We start from the raw sequence: 21,821 nt of genomic DNA, 5'->3' as shown, positions 1-21,821 counted from the left end.
GGCCATTGTATTTGTGTTATCCGCCTGGGCATGCAGGGAGCGCATGCGCCCGTATAACGATTTTTATAATTGTATTGAGGGAATAATGAGCGACGCACACCACGAAGAAGAATCCGCGATCAAAACGCCTAAGCAACTCATCATGGCTATCCTGGCGGGTTTCCTTGTCCCCATAATCTGTATCGTTTTGCTGGTGCTGTATGTCACCAACGAAAAGCACATAGGTGCCGGTTCTGATGGCTTGTCGCCAGAAGCAGTCGCCGCCCGTATCAAACCAGTAGCAGATGACGGCTTCACACTCAAAGATGTGAACGCCCCCAAAGTCCTGAAAACCGGCGATGAAGTCTACAAGATGGCCTGCGCTGCCTGCCATGCAACAGGCGCAGCCGGCGCTCCTAAAATGGGTGATGCAGGCGCATGGAGTGCACGTATAGCCCAGGGTTACAACACACTGGCCAAGCATGCAATCGAAGGTATCCGCGCGATGCCAGCCAAAGGCGGCAATCCTGATCTGGACGACGTTGAAGTTGAACGCGTAGTGGTCCTGATGGCCAATAGCGCAGGTGCCAAATTCGCAGAACCTGCAGTACCTGCTCCGGCCGCACCAGCCGCTCCGGCAGCCGATGCAGCTGCTGCTCCTGCCAAGTAAGAGACTCAGCGCCCAACAAAAAAGCCGACTTGAAGTCGGCTTTTTTATTATCTGTTCATTTCACTGCATTACAAATGCTCGTGCAGCGCGACGTGCTTGCCCTTCTTTTTCTTCGACAGAAAATACAGCGCGGCACCCGCACTCCCTACCACTGCTGCACCACGCAAAAGAGGACGCCATACCGAACGCTTGCTCAGCAGGGACACGCCGCTGACGACCAGTGGCAACAAGCGACGCAGCTTGTCACCGGACAGGCTCTTCAGATCAAACAGATCCGCCACATTCGAAAATGCTGATTGCGCGCGGACACTGACCAAACCGATCGCTGTTTTAGCAATGGCATCTGCGCCCAGATTTTCACGCACGACATCGCGCGCTTCACCGATGGCGACCCGATACGCCTTGCATTGCTCGAGTATACGTTGCTTGCGCTGTGCCGTTGTTTCTTCCGGCTCCTGATGATGTGTGCTCATGCGTATCCTCTGCGATTACAACAGCGCGTCATGGTCATTACGCAATTCGGCCATGGTGGCCGGCATCGACAATTTGCCTTCCCGCAGCAGGGATTGCACATACAGCAGGATGCCGACTGCGACCGCAGTAAAGACAATCGCGAGTATCAACAATATCTTCCAGCCCAGTACCGGCCAGCTGAGATAGACAATCAATGCGCTCCAGTAAGCGATTGCAAACCACGCGACGATCGCGCCGAGCACAAACAGGGCGACCAGCTTCAATGCATTGGCACGGACCTCGGCCAGTTCAAGCGCTGCCAGTTCTATCCGGCTCATGAATAAGCCGAACATATTTTTAGCGAGATTGACGGCACCGCTCACAAGGCCGGGCCGGAAATCTGAAGAACGCGGGGTTTGCTGTTCCATATCGAATGCCGTATGACTTATTTACGCGAGATCAAAAGTCCCACCAATACGCCAACACCAGCCGAGATAGCGACTGCACGCCATGGATTCTCATGCACGTAGTCATCGGTTTTTTCTGCCAATTCCTTACCGGTTTCAATCGCAGCGGTTTGCACTTCGTGTGCTTTTACCAGGGCGTTGTCCAGCAGTTGCAAACCGCGGTTACGCAATTCATCGGCGCGCTCACCCGTTGCGCTGGTTGCTTCACGAAATAATTCTTGGGCGTCTTTGACTAAGGTTTTCATATCGCTCCGTGTGGTTTTCAAGGTAGATGCTTTCATAATAGGGCCCCTTTTTTAATCTGGACAAAAGCAGTGTCGCGTCTTCAATATGGACTTGTCAAACGGACCCGCGTTGAGATGCAGCAGTGCGATTGGCTATGTTGTTGCTATTGTGATCCGGTTTTCGCCGGATATTTATATAGGCAAGCAATGCTGTGACCTAAACATTATTGTTTAGTTGCAATCGCGTTCCTCAGTTTTATCATACTTTGGCTGGCGCGAATAAGCGTTACCGCACATTCTAGGCAAATAAATCCGCCTACCCAGCTTATTCTCAAGTGCCGGGCGTGCAATCGGTGCAATGCTCGATCGCATCCTCTTCCTTCAGCAGGTTTTCCTTCAGCTCACGCAAAGCCGTACGCAAGCCCTCTTCCACCACCGGATGGTAGAACGGCATATCCAGCATTTGCCCGACTGTCATGCCGCTCTGGCAGGCCCAGGCCAGCAAATGGCCGATGTGTTCGGCACGCGGCCCGACCATTTCAGCACCCAGGAAACGATGCGTACCGCGCTCGCCATAGACTTTCAGCAGACCGCGATTCTGCCGCATGACACGGCTGCGCCCCTGATTGGAAAACGAAACCTGACCAACTTCAAACTGACGCGGCTTGAGGTCACTATTGGTTTGCCCGACCACTGCAATCTGCGGATCAGTGAAAGCGATCATCAGGCGAGTACGGCGCAAACCCGCCACCACTTCCGGGAAGCGCACCGCATTGTCACCGGCGATACGCCCTTCATCGGCCGCTTCGTGTAGCAGCGGACGGTCATTGTCAGCATCGCCCGCAATAAAGATCGCGCTATTGCCGCACTGCATCGTCAATGAATCAAACAAGGGGATGCCTTGCGGGTTCAATTGCAAACCGGTGTTTTCCAGTCCGATCTTTTGTACGTTAGGCGTGCGACCAGCCGCTGCCAGCACATACTGAAAGTGCTCGGTGCGCTCCTTGCCATCCTTGTCGCGCGAGACAAATTCAACCTGTTCATCGACCACGCGCGCCGAAACCACACTGGTATTCAGGCGTAAATCCAGATCTTCACCTATGCCGTCGATGGCACTTTGATTGATAGCGGCATCATCCAGTTGCGCCACACGACCACTGCGGCCGAACAAGGCCACACGCACGCCCAGGCGTTGCAAGGCTTGTCCCAGCTCCAGTCCGATGACACCTGCGCCCACTACGGCCACCGATTCCGGCAAGTCGTCGCGCTCAAAAATATCGTCACTGGTGATCACGCGTGAGCCGAGTCCGCGCAATTCCGGCGGAATCTGCGGTGTAGAGCCCGTCGCAATCACGACGCGCTCGGCCATGACCTGGATATCGTCGCCGACTTGCAGGCAGCCGGGAGAAATGAAACGCGCATAACCGTGCAAGCGCTCGGCCGGACCTATGGACTCCACGCTTTCCACCACAAAGCCGACGAAGCGATCACGCTCGGACCGCACACGCTGCATGACTTGCTTGCCGTCTATGCGCACAGGGCCGGGATACACACCAAAGCCCGGTGCCTCACTCGCTGCATGTGCCGCTTCAGCTGCGGCTATCAGCAACTTGCTCGGCATGCAGCCGACGCGTGCACAGGTTGTCCCGTAAGGGCCGCCTTCTATCAAGACGGCGGTTTTGCCATGCGCCTTGACTGCACGATAGGCCGACATGCCCGCACTACCGGCACCGATTACTGCAACGTCGAATGTGAGTGTTTTCATCGTTTTCCGTTTCTGGAAATGCCGGACCTACGCGAAGAGTGAGCTGCTTAGTCGTTCCGGCTGTGGAGTTCGGCGATATCTTCAATATTGCCGATTTGGATAACTACAGGATTGACTGACGCCCAGCTTTGCATGGGACGCCACGCAAAACGCCATTCGTTCTGACCTGCGAGGTTCTTCGCTTTGGAAAAAATCTTGCCGAGCGGACTAGGTGCGCCGTAGGAAATGGCTGCATCGATGCCCGCCCAGTTAGGCAAAACCTTTTGTGCCGCACGATGTACGCGCTCACCGAACTCTTCGGCGTCATGCACTACCAGATAGGAATCTATGCTGGGCATGGCGTCGAACAAGGTGCCGTCCCAGGTTTTGGTCATGCTCAGCACCAAGTAGCTGTCGTTAGGCAGCAGGATCTGGTCTGAAGTTGGCGGGCTGAGGCGGAACTCGCCCAGGGATAAGGAACGCTCCAAACCATTGCGTTCCGAGAAGTAGTACAGCTTGGAAGGACGCTTACTATCAATCAAAGTCATGCTGCGGCCCCCGAAAAAATATTGATGGTGATACGCCGGCAATTGGTACCAGCCCAGCCATTTTAAGCAGATTCGCGGCAACGTGCCTGAGCTATGTTTATTCCACGCAATTTATTTCGCGTGTCTCAATGCGCCAGATTCGGATGCCGCCAGCGATACCAGCCCAGGCCCAGCCATTCATGTAGGGCATAAGCGCTCAATTGCAAGCCCTGGCTGGATGGCAGGAAGTCGGCCGGGGTCGTGTGTGCGTGGCTGATGTAGATGGTCGGCGCGGCGACGACCTCCAGTCCGGTTTGCATGAATATCCATTTCGCGCGCTGCATATGGATCGCATCGGTGACCAGCAAGATGCGCTTCACACCTGCTGCACGCAGCATGCGCGCGGATAACTGCGCGTTTTCGGCGGTATTGTTGGAAGCTGGTTCCAGCCAACGCACCGGCACTGAGAAGTCCTCCTGCAACACGTGCGCCATCACACTGGCTTCCGATGTATAGCCACCATCCGGACGACCGCCGCTGACCAATACCGGTAAATGTGTGCCGCGATACAGATGCGCCGCATATCGCAGGCGCTGCAGGCTGGCCGAACTCGGGATGTCCTGTCCGGCGTATTCCGGCGCGTTGGTGAGACGACCACCACCGAGCACCACGATAGCCTGTGTCCCGGCGGCATCGTTCAGTTGCAATGGAGGATTTTGTTTTTCCAGTGGTGCGACGAACAAGCCGGCACCAAACCGTGTGCTGCACACCGTCAACACCAGCAAGGCCAATACTGAGACCGCCATACCCAGACGCGGCCAGCGCAGTCGCAGCAGCAAGCCCAGCGCGCATAAGAGGATCAGGTTTAAAGGCGGCAGCAGCAATGCGCTCGCCGCTGCATTAAACAGCCAGACGCCACTCAAGACAGTGTCGCTCCGCCCGTCAGCATGAAGCGCTTATTCATCCATCTGCGGTTCAGCGATGGTGCGCAACTGGAAGCGGCCATCTTTATTGAAGAGCCAGGTCTCGATCACTTCGACCCGACCATGTCGCAACAGCGCTGGCGCGGGTTTGGGGAAAGGCGCGGTATTGCGCACACTGGTGAGTGCCGTGGTCTCTGTCACGCGATCGCGATTCGAGCGCATGATCTCGCTGCGCAACAAGCTGCCATTCGCATCCACCACGTACTTCACCACCACCACGGAACGCAGCAAGGCTTGCGGCCGTCCGATATAGACCTTGGTGGAATTAACCTGCGTGATGCGATGGGCCAATGCGAGCTGGTACTCGCTGATCGAATCAGCCGTGGAAGTGCCGTCCGGTGTGGTTTCTGCCGGTTTTTCCAGCAAAGAGCGCGCGCCGCAACCCGCCAGCAAAAGTGCCATTGCACATATGGTGATACGTTTTTTTATCATCGCTTTTTATCTTCATGCCAGGATCAACTGTTCGATGCGACATGAGTCGCATCACGTTGACGACTATCTTAACGACATCGCGCGCGCACCGCCATCTTGCTGTTGATCACTACTTACCTAGTCAAATCTTTGCTGCAAACGAAATTGTTCAGTCGCCGCTACCAATGCTGCCGCAGTACCCGGTTCCAGCGCTGCATGGCCTGCATCCGCGATGATTTGCAAACGTGCTTGCGGCCATGCTTCATGCAAGCGGTAGGCAGATACCGGCGGACAAACCGCATCGTAGCGACCTTGTATGATCACCGCAGGCAAATGACGAATCCTGTCGATATTGCGTATCAACTGGTCTTCTTCCATAAAGCCGTGATGCAGGAAGTAATGCGCTTCCAGCCGCCCCACTCCTAATGCCACCACGTCGTCTTCGAACACTTGTTGCATTTCCGGCTGCGGCTTCAGGAACAGGCAATGCCCCTCATAGCGACTCCAGTCGCGTGCCGCCTGCAGAGACACTTGCGCGTCATCGCTGAACAAACGTCGTTTGTAGGCTTGCAGCAAATCACCGCGCTCTTCCGGCGGGATAGGCGCGACAAAGGCTGCATGCGCTTCGGGGAAAAACCAGCGCATACCGTGCATAAACCAATCTATCTCGGCGCGCGTGCACAGGAAGATCCCGCGCAATATGAAGCCTAGACAGTTCTGCGGATGTGCCTGCCCGTACGCAAGCGCCAGCGTCGCACCCCATGAGCCACCAAATACCAGCCACTGTCCTATCCCCAGCATCGCGCGCAAGGCTTCGATATCTGAGATCAGTAACTGCGTCGTGTTATCGCGGTACTCGCCCAGCGGCGTCGATTTACCGGCACCACGCTGATCGAATAAAACAATACGGTAATAGTCGGGATTAAAGAATTGCCGATGCCGCGGCGAAATCCCGCCACCCGGCCCACCATGCAGGAACAGCACCGGTACACCTTGCGGATTGCCGCACTCTTCCCAGTACAGGGTATGCCGGTCGTCGACCGGCAACATTCCGCTGCGATTTGCTTGCAGCGGGGGAAACAGCGGCAGTTCAGAAGTCGAAGCATCCATGAGATAGCACTTAATAAGTAATTGATCTTAAGCGGGAAAGCCGCAGCCCGCCTGCCTCTACACGTGATGGACGGGCGTCCGTGGAAATTTCCTGCGAACTATTCCCGCCATGCAACCTCTACCTTACTCAAGAAAAGTTGTCGCATGTGCAAATCATGCAAAATGCATTTGAACAAGAGGTGATGGAATGATGTTACTGCAAGACTGGTTTATGTTTGGTATTTCGCTGGAAGATTGGCTGCACGCATTATTGGCAACCGTGGTCAGTTTCCTCGTCATGGATCTGCTGACGCGCTTCCTGATGCGTTTAATGAAGCGCCGCATGTCGGTACTTCACCTCATCACCAAACGCCGCGTCGATGAAGTCATCGTCGGCACACTGGCCGGCACCAAACGCTTTCTGCTCTTGCTGCTCTCCATCCTGATCGGCCTCAACACACTCACCCTGCCCGCCATTGTCGAACTGCGCTTATCGCAACTCGGCATCATTCTGATCGGTATCCAGATCGCCATCTGGCTCAATCGCGGTATCAATATCTGGATGGAAAAAGTGGTGGATCCCGAAGTCGATCCCGAATTACGCAATGCTGCCACGACGACTACCATGGTCTTCTTGCTGCGCATCGCGGTGATGCTGACCGTCTTGCTGGCGGTACTGGCAAATCTGGGGGTCAACATCACGGCCTTCGTCGCCAGCCTCGGCATAGGCGGTATCGCCATCGCATTTGCGCTGCAAGCGATACTCAGCGATTTGTTTGCCTCGCTGTCGATCGGACTGGATAAACCGTTTGAGGTCGGTGACTTCATCGTGGTGGACGACTTGCTGGGGACCGTTGAATACGTCGGTATCCGCACCACCCGCCTGCGCAGCCTGAGCGGCGAGCAACTGGTGCGCTCGAACACCGAGCTGCTGAAATCGCCGATACGCAACTACAAACGCATGTCGGAACGACGCGTGCTCTTCAACTTCGGCATCACGCATGACACACCTGTCGACAAAATTGCGGAGCTCTCGGCGACAGTGCGCAAGATCATCGAAGACGCGCCCTCGACACGCTACGACCGCGCCCACTTTGTCCGGATCGGACCCAGCAGCCTGGAATTTGAAGTGGTGTATTACCTGCTGAGCCGCGAATACACCGTGTACATGGACGTACAGCAGCACATCAATCTGGAACTCATGCGCGCCTGTGCAGAACGCGGCATCGTCTTTGCTCATCCGACCACGACCTTGCATGTACCGTCGGAAGTGCATCTGTCGACCCGCCCGGTGGCGGATGCGGCGCGACGCAAGTCAGCCAACGCCTGATAAAAAAACGGGGTCTAGCACCCCGGTTTTTACTTGCTGCGCACCTGACCCAGACGATGGCGAATGATGTCGAATACCCAGTTAAAGCAAAACGCGTACAGCATAAAGAAGGCCGAGAACACCAGATCCAGTGTCAGCGCCTCCCACAAGGAAATCTCCAGCCACCAGGCCGTCAGGGGCAAGGCTATCGCCATGAAGAAGGCTTCAAAGCCTATGGTGTGCCAAACCCGCATGCGCACCGTACGACGCCAGCCATAGCGGTGCTCAAAGGCTTCGTAGATGTGGTTGTAAATCATATTACTGGCCATCGCGCTGATAGCCAGCATCACGGCCAGCGCGCCGAAATGCAGCATATCCATGCCGAAGCCATACGACATCAGCGGCACCAGGATGATGAGGGCAAAAAATTCAAACAGGACCGCGTGTATGATGCGGCGAAGTAAAGTATTGATAAGAGGTACTCGGAAATAACGGGGGGAAGGCGCCCATTATAGGTTGCCCGGGGCAAACTCGCTTAGCACCACCACTGACCGAAAGATGGCTTTTTTCGCAATGAAAATAGAAAATTTCGAAAAGATTCGACAAACAGTGGTGACAAATTTTTTATTATGTTCTATACTTCGCCCCCTTCAGGTGTTGGTAGACGTCAACACAAGTTTGGCTGAGCAATCGTATTCGCGGGTGCTTAGCTCAGTTGGTAGAGCGGCGCCCTTACAAGGCGTAGGTCGGCGGTTCGACCCCGTCAGCACCCACCATTCAGTCAAACGGAGAGCCTGAAGCAGTTTAGTAGTTGGAGTGGTAGTTCAGTTGGTTAGAATACCGGCCTGTCACGCCGGGGGTCGCGGGTTCGAGTCCCGTCCACTCCGCCAGAAAAAGAAAATGCCCGCGCAAGCGGGCATTTTTGTTTTCAGCTCCCTATTCGGCGCAGCCGACACTCTGCGGATTGGAGTGCGCCGCCTGCGCGGCACACGGCGGGACTTGAAGGGAATCGCGTACTCGCGATTCCGCGGCCTGCCACAGGTAGGCGAATCCCCTCATCAGAATACTTTTTTGACTGCCAACATAACTGCGCGTGGCTCACCATAGAAGTTCTGACGTCCGAAGTTACTGACCTTTTCATAGTATTTTTTATCGAACAGGTTGGTAACCGTGAGACTGGCTGTTGTCGTATTGTCGATCTGGTAGCCGACTTGTCCACTCACCGTCGCATAGCCGTCACCAACCACACGCGTCGCGCCTATTCCTGAAGCAAAATCGCTCACCACTTTCAAACCGCCTGCCAGGCTCCAGCGATTAAACGCGCCATCGCGCCAGATATGCTTGGACCACAGATTGAAACTATGCCGTGGCGTGATGGGTGAAAACGCCTGCCCTATCGAAGCGATAGGCGCTTGCAGGTATTTCGCGGAGGTATAAGCGTAACCGGCCACCAATTCCCAGCCAGGCGCTACTTGGCCGCTCACCTCAGCCTCCAGACCCTGGCTCCGGACTTTTCCGCCTGGAATGGAGTCGGTCAGGCTGGCAGTGCTGGTGTCATCAATCGCACGGTCTTTATCGATAATCCGGAACAATGCGAAGCTGGTATTGACGCGCTTATCGAGCCATTCACTTTTTATACCGAATTCAATCTGCGAGCCTGTACGTGGATCCAGCAGTTTGCCATTCTTGTCGATAGCAGTCTGGCCGACAAAGGTCTCTGCGTAACTGGCGTACAAGGAAGAGTTGTCGCTTAAGGTATAGATAGCGCTCGTCAATGGCGTGAACTGTGTGCCAGGTTTGGAAGTCGAGCTGACTGCGCCTGTAGTCGGATTCCGCGATTCCGTTTCCCAGCGCCCTAAACGCCCGCCCAGCAGGAAAGTCCAGCGGTCCAGAGGTTTGAGTTGCAGTTGTCCATACAAACCTGTTTGCGTCTGTTTGCTACCGTTGGTGAAATTCCCCATATTCAGTGAAGGATATGGAAGGTCGTTGTTCGGGTTATAGATATTCATCGTGCCGGTCGGACCAAACACTGATCGGTTCTTCGACTCTTCGGTACTCCGGTTCAGCCCCACCAGGACTTTGTGGGTGCGGCCGCCCAGCTGGAATGGACCGGCATAGTAGGCGTCGAAGTTGACATTCCTTGCTTCTTGCTCAAAATTAACCGTCTGATAGGCAACATCTCCGGTAGTAACGCTTGCCAGACCATTCGCCCGTAAAGCCTTGTAGATCATCGAACGATCAATTTGACGGGCGGCAAATTTGAACAAGCCACCATCGTCGAATTTATGTTCCAGTTCCGCGAACATGTCATCGGTTTGCATGTCTTGCACATTGTTTTTGCTGCCAATGAAGGTAGACCGTGAAACATTCGGTAGCGTGTAGTTTGCCAATGCCGGTAAACCCTGATCCACGACGGAATCTACTTTTTGATGCGCCAGTCCAACTGACAAAGTAGTACGCGACGTCAGGTCGATTTCGATAGTCCCGTAACCGAGAGACTTTTTGCTTTCCAGTGTATTAACGAAGCTTTCCCTGTCATCAACCAGACCGACGACGCGCGCGCGGATACGTCCAGCCTCATCCAACTTGCTGGTTAAATCGAATTCTGCTCTACGCGTATCCCAGGACCCCAACATGACGCCAACACTGCCACCAAAGTCTGCACGTGCACGTTTGCGCACCAGATTGATGGTGCCGCCTGGTTCACCTGCTCCCTGCAATAAACCTGCCGGTCCGCGCAACACTTCTATCCGGTCATAAATGGCCGTATCAAGCGCCGTGGAATAGTTCGCCCCCTGGCTGATAGCCAGGCCATCAAGCTGTATCGTCCCGATATCGAAACCGCGCGCCTGTATCGAGTTGAAGTTACCCGCGCCGTCCAGACGGGTCACGTTGACACCTGTCGTTTGCTTGAGCACATCCTCGATCTTGGTGATGTTTTGATCGTCCATGCGCTGGCGCGTCACCACACTGATCGATTGCGGTGTTTCTCTCAGAGTTTGCGGAATTTTGGAACCGACGGTCACTGCATGTGCTGCATAAGAATGTGTTGATTCGCTACTGGCATCATCACTCGCCGTCACTTTGACTTCTGGCAGAGTCGTTATAGCTGGATTTGTAGCGGTGTCATTTTGCTGGGCCAAGGCCAGCGATAGCGGAGCAGCCCACGCGAGAGTAACGGCCACCGCAATAGTTTTAGGTTGCAGCACAGTATTTCCTTTAGAGAATGCACTGGCTGACGGTAGGCTGGCGGATGCAGGATTATTGAAAGTTTGCGCAATTCTAATTCGTAATAATTCTCATTAATATTAATATGCGTATTTTTCTTGATCCGGCGTTACATATTTGCCACGAATGATCGCCGCCAGAGGTCCACATTCCTTAAAGGCAACTTAACCTTCAATGCTGGGATAGCGACAAGGATTCATCCGTATTTGCTTCTGATACCATAGCGACCTGAACAAATTTAAAACCCGCATTCCTTGCCTTTCGGCGCTGCAGTACGACAATGCAATTAGCCACGCGCTGATACGCCTGAAACAATGCGAGAACCAAGATGACCGATTCCACCCCCAAATTCAAACGCGAACCCATCCCCCTCCCCAGCAAACCCGGCAAGGTCTTGCTGCATTCCTGCTGCGCGCCCTGCTCTGGTGAAGTGATGGAAGCGATGCTGGCGAGCGGTATCGAGTACACGATTTTCTTTTACAACCCGAACATCCATCCGGAAAAAGAATATCTGTTGCGCAAGGAAGAAAACATCCGCTTTGCCGAGAAACACAACGTACCGTTCATCGATGCCGACTACGACACCGATAACTGGTTCGAACGTGCAAAGGGTATGGAGAACGAACCCGAGCGCGGCATACGCTGCACCATGTGTTTCGATATGCGTTTTGAACGCACTGCACTGTACGCACACGAACACGGCTTCCCGGTTATTTCCAGCTCGCTCGGTATCTCGCGCTGGAAGGACATGAACCAGATCAATGATTGCGGCGTACGCGCTGCGGCCAAGTATCCGGACATGCTGTACTGGGAATATAACTGGCGCAAGAAAGGCGGCTCCGCCCGGATGATCGAAATCTCCAAGCGCGAGAATTTTTATCAGCAGGAATATTGCGGCTGCGTTTATTCACTGCGCGATACCAACAAGCATCGCCGTGAAAGCGGCCGTGAACGGATTGCGATGGGCGTACAGTTTTATGGCAAAAATCACGAGAAACTCAATCTCGACGGCGAAGACAAGTAAATCGCCAGGCCACCCAATTAAAAAGCCAAGCGTGAAGCTTGGCTTTTTTGCTTTCCGCTGTCTGTCTGAACGCTTAGAACTGCTCCCATTCATCGCCCGCCGGTACGGCATTACGCGGCACGCGAGCAAATTCCTGGTCTTCGATTTTTTGCTGCGAGCTCTTCACCTTGTGCAATGTAGGCTTGCCTTGCACCTTGGCGGGTTCTGGCGCGACATAGGTCGGCACGGCAGTCGCAAGCGCGGCGTCATTACCATCCAGCTTGAATACGCTGACCACCTGCGACAAATGACTAGCCTGTCCCTGCAGTGATTCAGCGGCAGCAGCGGCCTCCTCCACCAATGCTGCATTTTGCTGGGTCACCTGATCCATTTGCATCACTGCCTGATTGATCTGTTCTATACCATCGGTTTGTTCCTGGCTGGCCGCCGTAATTTCGCTCATGATGTCGGTGACGCGTTTCACGCTTTCGACAACTTCACGCATGGTGGCTCCAGCATCATCCACCAGGCGCGAACCTACACTGACTTTATCGACCGAGTCGCCTATCAGTTCCTTGATTTCCTTGGCCGCACTGGCCGAACGTTGCGCCAGCGTGCGCACTTCGGAAGCAACCACGGCGAAGCCGCGACCTTGTTCACCGGCGCGTGCCGCTTCCACTGCAGCGTTGAGCGCGAGGATGTTGGTCTGGAACGCTATACCGTCTATCACGCCTATGATGTCGACGATTTTTTTGGCGGACTCATTGATTTCACCCATGGTATCGACCACTTGCGACACCACCACGCCGCCGCGTACTGCTACTTCGGAAGCGGAGAGTGCCAGTTGATTCGACTGCCGCGCGTTTTCGGCATTCTGTTTGACGGTGCTGGTCAGCTCTTCCATCGACGACGCAGTTTCTTCCAGCGAACTGGCTTGCTGCTCGGTACGCGATGATAAGTCGAGGTTTCCAGTCGCAATCTGATGCGAGGCAGATGCTATGGTGTCGGTACCGAGCCGCACTTGCGTGACGATTTTCAGCAAACCTGCATTCATATCCTTCAATGCCTGCAGCAATTGTCCGGTTTCATCCTTGGACTCGACGACTATATTGCCGGTCAAATCACCATCAGCCACCTTGCGCGCCAGCACTACTGCCTGACTCAGTGGACGCGTAATGCTGCGCGTCGCGAGCACAGCAAACACCGCGGCAAACAATACGGCGATAACAGAGAAAATCCCGATCAGTAATTGCGTCTGGCTGGCTTGGGCATTTGCCTCGGCACCGGATTTCTTCATCAGCTCGTTTTGATAATCGATCAGCTTGTCGATGGACGTCAGATAACTCAGCTGCACCGGGCGTACTTCAGCAAACAACAAGGCAACCGCTTCATCCTTGATACCGGCCGACGCCAGCTTGATGAAGTTTTCTGTCAATGGAATGAATTTGCTGCGATCAGCCTGCAAGGTTGCGATCGTCTGTCGCCCGCGTTCGGAATGTATGGTTTTGTCCAGTTCGCCCAGCGCATTGCCGAGGGATGTCGCTGCCTTCCCGATTTGCGCCAGCTCGGCCTGGATCGCGGCCTTGTCCGTCATCAGCAGGGCATTGCGCATATTACGCGCGATCTGGTTGAGGTCGTCCTTCATGACATTCGCGAGGACGGTTTTCGGGTAACGATCGCCATCGACCTCGGCAATCGCGTCGTTCAAACCACCTATCCGGGTAAAGGCCAGTGTTGCGAGTATCACCAGCAAGACGACGATCGCACCAAAACTCAGGCTCAGACGCTGGCCAATTTTCAGGTTTTTCATTTTCATCTCTCTCATAAACAAGGTGGATCACAACGACGTTCCGGACTTATTTCATGATGCAAGAAGCAGACAGCAAACCTTTTATGACAAAAATATTACCACCGGGAAACCTGAAAAATACTGACAAATTCTGGCGAAGGTAGCCGGGAAGCCGCGCCAGATAAGGCCGTACCCTGAACCGGGCAGGTATAGATTTTTAACAAGGGATCAGTAATGCGGCAGATGCACGAAGTATGCACACACATCAAAGCAGAAAGTTGTCGAAATGAAAATAAAATAAACTTTTCAGCTCATTTCAAAAAATGCACCAAAATGCAGCATTTTCCCAACAGAACCCCGGAACCCAACACTGACGACCGGTGACTTCCTTAGTCCTGCCCTTCGCGGAACAGCTCACCCTGCACAACGACAGGCCCTACCGTAGGCACCGCATCCTTCCTGGCCAACGTGCCTATACGCACACCCAACAGACGGAACGGTTGATCGAGAGGGATCCGCTTCAGGCATTCCCCTGCCGCCTGTCGGATCGTGACCGCATCATCGGTATAGTCCGGCAGGGTCAGGTCGCGTGTGACTATCCGGAAGTCGGTAAAGCGCAGCTTGATACCAACCGTGCGACCGACAAAGCCCTTGCGCTGTAAATCCCCGGCCACGCGTTCGCACAAACGGGTAAAGATGCCGCCCAGCGCTACACGATCACGCTTGGCATGCAGGTTGTTTTCAAAGGTAGTTTCACGGCTCACCGATTTGGGCTCGGAGTATGTCACCACCGGGCGTTCGTCTATGCCTTGCGCCACCCGCCCCAGCCAGCCTGCATAGGAGCGACCAAAGTGTTCATGCAGGATCGCCGCATCTGCTGCAGCCAATTCTTCGATAGTATTCAGGCCAAGCGCCGTCAGTTTTTCTGCCGCGCGCGGACCAATGCCGTTGATCTTGCGTGCGGGCAGCGGCCAGATGCGCGTCACGATATCGGCTTGGGTCAGTATGGTCAGGCCATTCGGTTTTTCCAGATCCGAACATATTTTTGCCAGCAATTTATTGGGTGCGATGCCTATCGAACATGACAAGCCTGTAGCCTGCTGTACCGCCGTCTTGATACGTGATGCCAGTGCATAGGTTTCTTCAGTGTGTTCACTGAGGTCGATATAAATTTCATCGATGCCACGATTTTCGATATGCGGCGCGATGTCGGCGACTGCCTGTTTGAACAGGCGCGAGTAATGACGATAAGCATCAAAGTCAGCCGGTAACAGGATGGCATCGGGCGCCAGCTTGGCCGATTTCATGAGCCCCATCGCAGAGAACACACCCAACGCGCGCGCTTCATACGTCGAAGTCGTCACAACACCACGTCCGACATAGTCGCGCAACTTTGCATACTGACGACTACCGTCTTCCAGTGTCACAGGCGCATGCACGGACATCCCGCCGATCACAACAGGCTGGCCGCGTAATTCCGGATAGCGTAGCAATTCAACCGACGCGTAAAAAGCATCCATATCGAGATGCGCAATACGACGATCGCGAGGCGACTCGGCAGTAGGATGAGCGGGGTCAGACATACAGTGAGGAATAAAACCTTGCGTAGCAACGTAAGGTTTTGACAGACCTGGTTCAGGTAAAACGATATTTTACCGATGCCTGCTCAGCTTGACCGGACGATTTGCATTTATATCGTCGGATACAGAAAGGGATAATTACAGCTGTAATTGCTATTGCGCTCCTGCGCACCACACTTTGGCAGCGCGCAGGTAAGCGATCCTTATTTCATCGGTTCATTTCTGATTTCGGAGGCGCGTGTAGTATTCGCATCCTTGACGGCTTCGCGTCGTTCAGCGCGGGCGGCACCGACTTCCTGCTTGTACTCGGTGCGCGCTTCCTTACGTTCAGCGCGATATTCTGCATTGGCCTGACCACGCGCAATACGAGCTTTCACATACGGGTCTTCCTTGTAATTCAAGCGAGACTGATCGATGTAAGCAGGATCATTGGCGGGTACTGCCGCTTGGGTTTGTGTCATTGGAGCCTGCGCCGCTGCGATTTGGGCAAACATGGCGACGGCGGTGCCGGCGAGTATGGTGCTTAGTTTTATCATGGCAAGTCCTTTGTTCAGTAATAAGAAACCAGGTGATGTATCCGCCCGGCAATTCATGCTCCCTGTCTGCTGACAGATGTCACACGCCTTAGTACTGACCCACCATATTGTCGAAAAGTTCAGCTTTTAAATCCGCCTCATGCACTGCGGCAACTCTTCAGCGTGCGCCCGTCCACCATAATGCGATAGCTATTATTGATAAGACCGTGGCAAGCGCCGATAACGCCGTCAGGCGTCGATAGCGCCGTTCATTGGCAATCACGCCTTGCTCCAGCGTCACCACCATTTGCTTCAATTGCTCGGCCAGCTCCTTGATATGCACGGCGTTATGCGACGCGACTTCCTGCAGTTCGCTAATCTGCCTTTGCAACAAGGCTTCCTGAGTTGCCGCATTTTCATCGATCTTGCGACTTTGAAACACCGGCAGCGCGGCGGAAATAATCGTACCCACGTGTGGCAGTACGGCTTTCACCGCAGGCAGTAGCCATGTATACATAATGCGTCCTTGCTTGATTGCGAAAATGAATGTCGGCCGCGACCGACTGCGTGCGGCCATTTAAACAGATTCATCCGTTCATCACAAATAAGCACTCAGCTAATATTTCCACTTCGTGCGCATCGGGTTTTAAGTTATATTGCAACGACGCTTGCCTGCGGACCAAATGCGCAGGCAAATAACATCAATTTTAAGAATGACTTCCTCGCTCATGCTCGACCCAAATGCATTACTCAAGCCATTGAATGGCTACATCGTAGAAGACCTGACCAATGCCGATATCGCTGCCACCGGCGCGATTGCCGCATCGATCCTGGGCGACCTTGCTGCACCCGTATTGAAAATGCTGTCCGTCGCAGGTGATTCCGCTGACGACATCTCACTCGAATTCTTCCCGGACCCGGATGACGAAAGCACACCGGGCACATTGATCTTCTGGCCAGCGACCCGTACCAGCCTGAAGAGCTCGTATGACGACGCGTATCAGGCCGAGTATTCGTTACGCCTGGCAGTGTTCCTGTCGGAACGTGATGATTCGGATGTGATTTACCCAGCTGGCTTCAGCATGGTGCTCAAGCTCAATGAAAGCGCGTGTGAATTAGTGAAGAACCTGCCACCGGCAGTATTTGAACGCCTCGAGTTCCAGATGAAAGGCGGCCCTTTGCCGGGCGGTTTTGAATTCCTCGATGACAGCGAACATATTCCGGTCCTGCCAAATATGCGCCGCCAGTTCCTGAAAGCGATTACCCGTGCCCACTCGGTCACCGCGAAAAAACGCAGCAAGGAATTTGAAGCAGTGATGGTGCATTACATCTGGGACAACACCGAACCGCAAGCACACTTCGAAGCAGTGCTGTCGACGCTGGCTACGCTGTTCGTCGCGATCCACCACCAATCCAAACTGTAATCCTGCCCTGCCGACATGCCCGGCTTAGTCGGGCATGTGTATAAACAGTTCTTCCACCTTGCTTCTTGCCCACGGTGTTTTGCGCAGGAAAGTCAGGCTGGATTTGATACTCGGATCGATGTTGAAACACTTGATATCGATCCGACGTCCCAGTTCTTCCCACCCGTAGTGATCTACCAGTGCGACCAGGATTTTCTCCAGGCTCAGTCCGTGCAAGGGGTCCTTGTTCACGCCAGCTTCTTTTCTTGTACCAGCACCCACGGCCGCGCCACGACGGTCCACAGCATGGCATCCGCTTCCAGCCAGATATGGGCTTGTGCGTCACTGACCTTGGCCAGCTGACCGGTGCTCAGCCAATGCTCGACCGCCGCCTTGTCATCAATCGCAAAGCGCGCCGCCACATCGACCAGATCAAGCTCGTCGGCGACCACGATCACCAGGCCACCAGCGAAATAGCGCAGCAATTCCTGCCAGCCTATTTGCGAGGTTTCCATATTCAGCTTGGCATGCAATAACTTTTGCTCTTCGTTCGGTGTACTCATGATTCAGTATGTATAGGTTCGGGATAGTAATATTGCCGCATCAATAATGCGGCGGTCTTTCATTCGCTGCATTGCGCTCATTGTCGGCGATCACGACGTCTTTCAGCCGACGCGCGAGTGCAGCGCATAACGCTTCCAGTTCATCGATTTTCTTTTGCTGTTGATAGACCAGCTGATTCAGGGAATCGAGCAAGTCTTCCTGGTGCGCAATCTTGATTTCAATATCGACGAGGCGATCTTCGTTCATCTTGTGTACTTCCTGATTAAGGTCCGGCACGACTCAGCTTTCTGCCGTGCGTGACATCCGGTGTTGATGTATCGCTTCGCGCCGGAAATTACGCGAAGCCGCATGATAAAAAGGACGCGGGCAAAATTGCCGTGACACCAGCGACGCAGCCAAAGTCGTCGCCAGCAACAGCAAAGTCACGTCCTGGCTGCGCGTCATTTCCATCACGATCACGCTGGCAGTAATAGGCGCCTGCGTAGCGGCAGCCAAAAAAGCCGCCATCGACAACAAAGCCATCAACCGTCCATCCACGGCACTTGGCAGCAACTGGGCGATATTGTCGCCGATACCGGCACCTATCGCCAATGAAGGCGTGAAAATCCCGCCCGGAATACCGGCGAAATAAGACAGTATGGTGGCACCCAGCTTGGCCAGGCCAAACAGCATGCTATCAACCGGATGACCATTCAACAGAGACGCCGCCTGTTCATAGCCGGTGCCATAGGTCGTCCCTTGCGCCAGCATACCGAGCAAAGCCACCAGCAAACCACAAATAGCCGCCAACAAAACCGGATGACGCTCAGTCCAGCTACGCTGGCCGGCAGGTAACCACGACGCTGGCCCGGCCAACAGCATCTTGCCGAACAAGCCGCCCAGTACACCGTTGACCAACGCACACACTACGACCACCCACCACGCCGCATTCAATGCCAGTATGGACTCGTTGAGATGGAAGTAAGAGTTATTGCCAAATACCGACAAGGCGATGAAACCGGCACCCAATACCGCCGACATCACCAGCCGGTCCCAGCGTACTGCGGTACCACGGCCCAACTCCTCTATCGCAAACACGACACCTGCCAATGGCGTATTGAACGCCGCCGCGAGGCCACCCGCTGCCCCGGCCGCTATCAATGCCTCGGGACGAAAACCAACCGCAAAGCGCGGGCGCTTCTGCCACCAACGCCCCCACGCCAACATCACGGCCGCGCCAACCTGCACCGAAGGCCCTTCACGTCCGATGGAAGCGCCTACCAGCAAACCGGCCGCCGTCAGCACCACTTTCCACATCGATTGCAGCGGTGACACCAGACTGTTCTGCGCTGCACCCGCTGGCAGCGACATCGCGGCGATGACTTGCGGAATACCACTGCCACGCGCCTGCGGCGCAAGTCGTATCGTCATCCAGCGGATACCGGCAAAACCCAGCGGCAACATCAGCAAGGCACTCCACCAGTAGGCATGTGTAATCTTGCGATTCAGGCCCAGCATCTCTTCTGCCAGCCATGCAAAACCGAGTGAGCACACGGCAACGCAGGCTGCGCCGCCAAGGAAAATCGCGATACGGAAAGAGTGCCGCGATACCCGTGCAGTATGGCGCGCGTGTTTTTTAATGCTACGGAAAGTCGATTGATTTGCCATGGTTCAGCTCACTCAGGGCCAGGATAATGACGGAAATATCAGCACCAGAACACCTGCATGATCCATGCCATCAGCCGGCAAACAGAATCAGGCTCCGGCTGATTTCGGCTTTTGCAGCAGGGCTTTCAGATTCGCCAGGCGGTTCTGCGGCGTAATAACTTCTTCCTCAGTCGGCACCGCATCGCCTTCGTCCAGCTTCATTTCCTTGATGAAGCGCGAGACATCGCAATGCACGTGTTCACGCGCACGCTTGCGCTTTTTGCACCAGCTGACATGCAGCGAACGCTGTGCGCGTGTAATGCCGACATACATCAGGCGTCGCTCTTCTTCTATGCGCGCACCCAGGGTATCAACCGGTGCATCAGGATCACCTTTATGCGGCAGGATGCCCTCTTCCACACCAACCAGGAAGACATGGGGAAATTCCAGACCCTTGGACGCATGCAGCGTAGACATGCGCACCGCATCCGGCTCCTCATCCTTGCCTTCCAGCATGGTCATGAGCGCCACCATCTGCGTCAGGTCGAGCAAACTCTTTTCCGGATCATTGCCTTCCTTGCCGCCCGAACCTTTTTCCTTGAGCCAGGTGGTGAAGTCGATCACGTTTTGCCAGCGCGACTGCGCCTGCCTGTCGTCGAAGTTATCGTACAGATAGGCTTCGTAGTTAATCTCTTTCATCATGTCGTCGAGCAGCGATGCGGCATGGCCTTCGCGATGCGCATGGTGTTCGAGATTGTTGATGAAGGTGCAGAACTCGCGCAAAGGCGTCAGCTGGCGATCGGCCAGCTTGGATTCCAGGCCGCCTTTAAAGACCGCTTCGAACAGCGAGCACTGCCATTGTCCGGCAAATGCACCCAGCGCTTCCAGCGTCGACTGGCCGACACCGCGCTTCGGTGTGGTGACCGCACGGATGAAAGCCGGATCGTCATCCTGGTTTGCAATCAGGCGCAGATAACTAATAATGTCCTTGATCTCGGCGCGATCAAAGAAACTCTGCCCGCCGGAAATCGTATAAGGAATGCGTTCCTTGCGCAGTGCCTGCTCAATCACGCGCGCCTGGTGGTTGCCGCGATACAGGATGGCGTAATCAGAGAATTTGGCGCGGCGCTCGAAGCGATGCGCAGACAGCATGATGGCTATCTGTTCTGCTTCCTGGTCATCATCCTGCATGCCCATGACTTTGACCGGATCGCCGAGGCCGTGCTCGGACCACAGAGATTTTTCAAACAGTTTCGGATTATTTGAAATAACCGAGTTGGCGGCCTGCAGGATGCGCGTGCTGGAACGATAGTTTTGTTCCAGCTTGATGATGCGCAGGTCCGGAAAATCGACCTGCAATTGCTTCAGGTTCTCGATAGTGGCACCGCGCCATGCGTAGATCGCCTGGTCATCGTCGCCCACCGCGGTAAACATCGGCTTCTTGCCGACGCCCGTCACCAGCAGTTTGACTAGTTCGTACTGGCAGGTATTCGTATCCTGGTATTCATCGACCAGCAGATAGCGCAAACGACGCTGCCATTTGTCGCGCACTGTTTCATTATTGCGGAATAACTCCACCGGCAAACGGATCAGGTCATCGAAGTCGACCGCCTGATAAGCAGACAGGGTGGCGACATAGTTACGGTAAATACGTGCGGCTTGCGCTTCGTCTTCGTCCTTCGCCTGGTTCAAGGCCATATCCGGATCGATCAGGCCGTTTTTCCACAAAGACATCGAGGTCTGTATGCGGCGTATCAATTGCTTGTCGGTGGTGACGGCCAGATCCTGTACCAGCGAGAAGCAATCGTCGCTATCCATGATGGAAAAGCGATCCTTCAGACCCAGTTCTTTCGCTTCCTGACGCAGGATTTTAACGCCCAGCGAGTGGAAGGTGCTGACCGTCAACTGCTTGGCCTGCTTCGGCTCCTTCAACAGTTTGGCGATACGTTCCTGCATCTCCAGCGCTGCCTTATTGGTAAAAGTCAGCGCGGCAATATTCCTGGCTTCGTAGCCGTGTTCCTCGATCAGGCTGGCGATCTTGGTCGTGATCACGCGTGTCTTGCCCGAACCGGCGCCGGCCAGCACCAGGCATGGGCCGTCCATGTACTTAATGGCATCGCGCTGGGGCGCGTTCAAACCGTGGACTGGATTCGGGGAGTGGGACATCAGGTAAACCGGAAAAGAAAGCCAGCCATTGTATCAGTCCGCGGACAGCCGTCGCTGGCATTCGGCTGGTTTCAGTCTGGGGTGCAAAATA

At 54.6% G+C, this 21,821-nt stretch carries 23 protein-coding genes and 2 tRNA genes; 6 read left to right on the top strand and 19 right to left on the bottom strand.

Annotated features, from left to right (window positions below; all coding sequences use genetic code 11):
* Positions 1-85 precede the first annotated feature (85 nt).
* Positions 86-649 carry a cytochrome c5 family protein gene (locus tag H7U06_RS01820; RefSeq protein WP_175624517.1) on the top strand — a complete coding sequence of 188 codons (564 nt, stop codon included), beginning with the start codon at positions 86-88 and terminating at the stop codon, positions 647-649.
* 68 nt (positions 650-717) lie between these two features.
* Here H7U06_RS01820 and H7U06_RS01815 read toward each other — a convergent pair whose 3' ends face one another.
* From H7U06_RS01815 to pip, 8 genes are all read right to left on the bottom strand, one after another.
* The gene (locus H7U06_RS01815; protein WP_175624516.1) at positions 718-1,122 is read right to left on the bottom strand and encodes a hypothetical protein; all 405 of its coding nucleotides are present in this window, start codon (positions 1,120-1,122) and stop codon (positions 718-720) included.
* A gap of 15 nt (positions 1,123-1,137) precedes the next feature.
* On the bottom strand, positions 1,138-1,530 hold the full coding sequence (locus H7U06_RS01810) for a phage holin family protein (RefSeq protein ID WP_175624515.1): 393 nt from the start codon (positions 1,528-1,530) through the stop codon (positions 1,138-1,140).
* Between the two features lie 17 nt (positions 1,531-1,547).
* Positions 1,548-1,850 carry a YqjD family protein gene (locus H7U06_RS01805; protein ID WP_175624514.1) on the bottom strand — a complete coding sequence of 101 codons (303 nt, stop codon included), beginning with the start codon at positions 1,848-1,850 and terminating at the stop codon, positions 1,548-1,550.
* A 274-nt stretch (positions 1,851-2,124) separates the two neighbouring features.
* Positions 2,125-3,558 (bottom strand): dihydrolipoyl dehydrogenase, encoded by a 1,434-nt coding sequence (locus tag H7U06_RS01800; RefSeq protein ID WP_175624513.1) that lies wholly within the window; start codon positions 3,556-3,558, stop codon positions 2,125-2,127.
* 47 nt (positions 3,559-3,605) lie between these two features.
* The gene (locus H7U06_RS01795; protein ID WP_175624512.1) at positions 3,606-4,085 is read right to left on the bottom strand and encodes a hypothetical protein; all 480 of its coding nucleotides are present in this window, start codon (positions 4,083-4,085) and stop codon (positions 3,606-3,608) included.
* Between the two features lie 125 nt (positions 4,086-4,210).
* Positions 4,211-4,987: a YdcF family protein gene (locus H7U06_RS01790; RefSeq protein WP_175624511.1), complete on the bottom strand. Its 777-nt coding sequence runs from the start codon at positions 4,985-4,987 to the stop codon at positions 4,211-4,213.
* Between the two features lie 33 nt (positions 4,988-5,020).
* Positions 5,021-5,479 (bottom strand): TonB family protein, encoded by a 459-nt coding sequence (locus tag H7U06_RS01785; RefSeq protein ID WP_175624510.1) that lies wholly within the window; start codon positions 5,477-5,479, stop codon positions 5,021-5,023.
* 117 nt (positions 5,480-5,596) lie between these two features.
* Positions 5,597-6,568: a prolyl aminopeptidase gene (pip, locus tag H7U06_RS01780; protein ID WP_175624509.1), complete on the bottom strand. Its 972-nt coding sequence runs from the start codon at positions 6,566-6,568 to the stop codon at positions 5,597-5,599.
* Positions 6,569-6,755: 187 nt separating this feature from the next.
* Here pip and H7U06_RS01775 point away from each other — a divergent pair, with 187 nt between their 5' ends.
* Positions 6,756-7,877, top strand: coding sequence for a mechanosensitive ion channel family protein (locus H7U06_RS01775; RefSeq protein WP_175624508.1), 1,122 nt, complete (start codon positions 6,756-6,758; stop codon positions 7,875-7,877).
* A 29-nt stretch (positions 7,878-7,906) separates the two neighbouring features.
* Here H7U06_RS01775 and H7U06_RS01770 read toward each other — a convergent pair whose 3' ends face one another.
* Entirely contained in the window at positions 7,907-8,329 is a 423-nt protein-coding gene (locus H7U06_RS01770) for a PACE efflux transporter (protein WP_175625184.1), read from the bottom strand.
* 227 nt (positions 8,330-8,556) lie between these two features.
* Here H7U06_RS01770 and H7U06_RS01765 point away from each other — a divergent pair.
* A tRNA-Val gene (locus H7U06_RS01765) sits at positions 8,557-8,632 on the top strand.
* A gap of 37 nt (positions 8,633-8,669) precedes the next feature.
* Positions 8,670-8,746: transfer RNA gene (locus H7U06_RS01760), tRNA-Asp, on the top strand.
* A gap of 168 nt (positions 8,747-8,914) precedes the next feature.
* Here the strand turns inward: H7U06_RS01760 and H7U06_RS01755 are convergent.
* Positions 8,915-11,065, bottom strand: coding sequence for a TonB-dependent siderophore receptor (locus H7U06_RS01755; protein WP_175624507.1), 2,151 nt, complete (start codon positions 11,063-11,065; stop codon positions 8,915-8,917).
* Between the two features lie 347 nt (positions 11,066-11,412).
* On the opposite strand from H7U06_RS01755, the gene H7U06_RS01750 reads away from it, so the two are divergent.
* Entirely contained in the window at positions 11,413-12,108 is a 696-nt protein-coding gene (locus H7U06_RS01750) for an epoxyqueuosine reductase QueH (RefSeq protein WP_175624506.1), read from the top strand.
* Between the two features lie 73 nt (positions 12,109-12,181).
* On the opposite strand, the gene H7U06_RS01745 is transcribed toward H7U06_RS01750, so the two are convergent.
* From H7U06_RS01745 to H7U06_RS01730, 4 genes are all read right to left on the bottom strand, one after another.
* Entirely contained in the window at positions 12,182-13,903 is a 1,722-nt protein-coding gene (locus tag H7U06_RS01745) for a methyl-accepting chemotaxis protein (protein WP_254873108.1), read from the bottom strand.
* A 362-nt stretch (positions 13,904-14,265) separates the two neighbouring features.
* A complete protein-coding gene (gene dinB, locus H7U06_RS01740) occupies positions 14,266-15,459 on the bottom strand; it encodes a DNA polymerase IV (protein ID WP_175624504.1) in 1,194 nt (397 codons plus the stop codon).
* Between the two features lie 200 nt (positions 15,460-15,659).
* A complete protein-coding gene (locus H7U06_RS01735; RefSeq protein WP_175624503.1) occupies positions 15,660-15,992 on the bottom strand; it encodes a hypothetical protein in 333 nt (110 codons plus the stop codon).
* Between the two features lie 157 nt (positions 15,993-16,149).
* Positions 16,150-16,488, bottom strand: a complete 339-nt coding sequence (locus H7U06_RS01730) for a hypothetical protein (protein ID WP_175624502.1) — start codon at positions 16,486-16,488, stop codon at positions 16,150-16,152.
* Positions 16,489-16,684: 196 nt separating this feature from the next.
* Here H7U06_RS01730 and H7U06_RS01725 point away from each other — a divergent pair, with 196 nt between their 5' ends.
* Positions 16,685-17,395 carry a hypothetical protein gene (locus tag H7U06_RS01725; protein WP_175624501.1) on the top strand — a complete coding sequence of 237 codons (711 nt, stop codon included), beginning with the start codon at positions 16,685-16,687 and terminating at the stop codon, positions 17,393-17,395.
* A 24-nt stretch (positions 17,396-17,419) separates the two neighbouring features.
* Here H7U06_RS01725 and H7U06_RS01720 read toward each other — a convergent pair whose 3' ends face one another.
* From H7U06_RS01720 to H7U06_RS01700, 5 genes are all read right to left on the bottom strand, one after another.
* Positions 17,420-17,626, bottom strand: coding sequence for a VF530 family protein (locus H7U06_RS01720; RefSeq protein ID WP_175624500.1), 207 nt, complete (start codon positions 17,624-17,626; stop codon positions 17,420-17,422).
* Entirely contained in the window at positions 17,623-17,937 is a 315-nt protein-coding gene (locus tag H7U06_RS01715; RefSeq protein WP_175624499.1) for a DUF2288 domain-containing protein, read from the bottom strand. The genes H7U06_RS01720 and H7U06_RS01715 overlap by 4 nt, the downstream gene beginning before the upstream one ends.
* 40 nt (positions 17,938-17,977) lie before the next feature.
* Entirely contained in the window at positions 17,978-18,184 is a 207-nt protein-coding gene (locus H7U06_RS01710) for a SlyX family protein (RefSeq protein ID WP_175625183.1), read from the bottom strand.
* Between the two features lie 33 nt (positions 18,185-18,217).
* A complete protein-coding gene (locus H7U06_RS01705; protein ID WP_175624498.1) occupies positions 18,218-19,585 on the bottom strand; it encodes a chloride channel protein in 1,368 nt (455 codons plus the stop codon).
* Between the two features lie 87 nt (positions 19,586-19,672).
* A complete protein-coding gene (locus H7U06_RS01700; RefSeq protein WP_175624497.1) occupies positions 19,673-21,730 on the bottom strand; it encodes a UvrD-helicase domain-containing protein in 2,058 nt (685 codons plus the stop codon).
* Between the last annotated feature and the right edge of the window lie 91 nt (positions 21,731-21,821).

The sequence above is a fragment of the Herminiimonas sp. Marseille-P9896 genome, assembly GCF_903993245.1.
Lineage (GTDB): Bacteria > Pseudomonadota > Gammaproteobacteria > Burkholderiales > Burkholderiaceae_D > Oxalicibacterium > Oxalicibacterium contaminans.
This window is presented reverse-complemented; position numbering and strand designations above follow the sequence as displayed.